The organism is Oleiphilus sp. HI0043 (assembly GCF_001634935.1).
This window is the reverse complement of the sequence record NZ_LWEY01000155.1, coordinates 1-1,792: the sequence shown is the minus strand read 5'-3', so window position 1 is coordinate 1,792 and position 1,792 is coordinate 1. Positions and strand designations below refer to the sequence as shown.

The 1,792-nt window shown below is 45.0% G+C and carries 2 protein-coding genes and 1 pseudogene; all 3 read left to right on the top strand.

Annotated elements, in window-relative coordinates; translation table 11 throughout:
* Window positions 1-668, top strand: a 668-nt coding sequence (locus tag A3729_RS02955; RefSeq protein WP_231877310.1) for a hemolysin III family protein, incomplete at its 5' end; no start/stop codon positions are given.
* A gap of 1 nt (window position 669) precedes the next feature.
* A complete protein-coding gene (locus A3729_RS02950; RefSeq protein ID WP_068633119.1) occupies window positions 670-1,551 on the top strand; it encodes a carboxylesterase in 882 nt (293 codons plus the stop codon).
* Window positions 1,552-1,663: 112 nt separating this feature from the next.
* Window positions 1,664-1,792, top strand: a pseudogene (locus A3729_RS30440) (DNA polymerase IV); the annotation flags it as partial.

Below are 1,792 nucleotides of genomic sequence, written 5' to 3'. Positions count from 1 at the left end.
AAAAAGCGGTATTGAAAATGGTTAAAAGCTCTGAAGCATTCAACTTCTACTCTCACCTGCTTGGCGCGATAGCAGCCGTGGTCGGTACAGTTTTTTTATTAAAGGTTGCAACCGGCTCTGCTTCAATGCTCGTCACAGCCTTAGTTTACGGTTTGTCACTAATCTTTCTTTTTTCTGCTAGCTCTTTATACCACTGCTTTAAAAAGCAAGAGAACGAGCTATCTTTCTGGCGAAAAATGGACCGCTTAGCGATATTCTTTATGATTGCTGGTTCTTATACTCCCGTCTGCTACTTCTTTCTGGATGATGACTGGCGCTTACCAATGATAGCAATTCAATGGGGACTGGTGGCATTTGGCCTGTGCTCACAATTATTCTTCCCGCGCGCACCAAGAATACTCTATGCCTTAATTTTTCTGACAATGGGCTGGATGCTAGTTTTCCCCATGCAACAAATCTTGGATCTCATGACCGATATGCAGGTTAATCTGCTTTTTGCTGGCGGTATCGCGTTCACGCTAGGTGCTATTTTCTATGCAAGTAAGAAACCCTTAATGTTGCCTGGAATTTTCAGTTTCCATGAACTCTTCCACGTAATGGTCTTAATTGGTGGCGCCTGTCATTACAGCCTGATTTACAGTGCATTTTCCGCTACGGCGTCAGCCTAAGATGAGCTTAAGCTCTAAAGCACAATGCCTGCTAGAGGAAGAAACGAGTCGTTTTATAAACGATTACCAGGAACACTTCCTTAAAGGTGAAACCAAGCCACCAGAAATTGGCCAACCTTACCTGCTTCATCAGCCTCAAGCCACGCAGGGAGTGCTGCTTGTTCATGGCCTAATGGCTGCCCCGGAAGAAGTGCGAGAGTGGGCTGACTATCTTTATAGCCAAGGCTATACCGTCTACGCGCCACGAATGGACGGGCACGGTACATCGGCAGATGATTTATCTCGCCGTAAAATGAGCGAATGGACGGCGGCGGTTAACCGGGGCCACGAAATACTTAAGCACTGCTGTGAGCATATCGTCATCGCTGGTTTCTCTACTGGCGCTGCGGTGGCACTTAAACAAGTCATTGATAAACCCGACGCCTTTGATGCACTTGTGAGTATCAGCGCGCCGCTCAAGTTTAAAAAATTCTCTGCTAACTTTGCCAAACCTGTCAACACCTGGAATAAGGTTCTAAGACAAATAGCTAATCCGGTATTTGATACTAAAAAGTTTCGTAAAGAGTTTGTCACCAACCATGCCGACAATCCTCACATCAATTATCTACGCTGCCCGGTAAGCAGCATCGTTGAAATCAAAAAATTAATGAACCAAGTCCAGAAAGGGCTCTCTAGCATCACCATCCCAACCTTAGTCATTCATGCAGATAAAGACCCAAAAGTTGACGTCCAAAGCGGTAGAGATATTTATAAAAGCATTCACACGGGCAACGCACATTACAGGGAAATAGACTTCCATCTGCATGGTATTGTCAGAGGAGATATCACCAAGAAGGTTTTTTCTGAAGTAAACACTTTTCTAGACGGCGTGTATCGTAAATAAGCTGTACACGCTAGCAACCAACCCTACTTGCCTCACGCCCAATATAACTGTATATTTAAACAGCGTTATTTAATTTCGAGGCAACGGTTTGCGCAAGATAATTCATGTAGATATGGATGCTTTCTTTGTATCCGTGGAAATCCGTGACCAACCGGCGTTAACTAATTTACCCGTTGCCGTTGGCGGAAAGCGCCACTCTCGCGGTGTCCTCTCTACCTGTAACTACATAGCACGAGAGTTT